The 518-nt window shown below is 53.5% G+C and carries 1 protein-coding gene; it reads right to left on the bottom strand.

Features of this window, described 5'->3' with window-relative positions; translation table 11 throughout:
- Positions 1-278: 278 nt before the first annotated feature.
- A partial coding sequence (locus tag ACXJ5O_RS29505; protein WP_457302993.1) for a hypothetical protein occupies positions 279-518 on the bottom strand: 240 nt, incomplete at its 5' end.

Here is a 518-nt window from a genome sequence, read left to right as displayed (position 1 = left end):
ACCGCATCCGTTGCTGTTTGAAGCTGCTTGGGATCCCATAGCGGCTCTTGATCTCGAACGACCTGCCGACGACCGTTGCGTTTGATTTCAACGACAAATGATTTTGCGGGTTTCATGAGATCTCTGGGTGAATGTCGCGGGAGGGGTAAAATTAATCATAGGCCATCAGGGCTATAAAACATATCCTGTTTGAAGAAAATTCCGGTCGAGGCGGCCTCCAAAATCACAGCGCAAGTCCGCGGGGCGACACCGACCTGCCGTTAGTCCATAAGCTGGGTTCAGAGGGGCTCATCGAGAATCTCCTGCCTGATGCCAAGCATCAGCCGCAGAATCCTTATAGTATCCGCCGCTTCAAGCATAATCGCCTTTGTTTCGTCCGCATACCTGAAATCGATGTCATCGGCGAACTGGCCCAACCGGGCTGCGATATCAGAACCGGAATGGTCTGCAGGTTCGCCGGAAAAAGCAAGGAGAGCCTGGTACCAACGAATGACTGTCGAGGCCTCCCGCAACAGCGC

The sequence above is a fragment of the Phyllobacterium sp. P5_D12 genome (assembly GCF_054049495.1).
The sequence above is the reverse complement of the archived record's forward strand: the minus strand, read 5'-3'. Positions and strand labels throughout refer to the sequence as shown.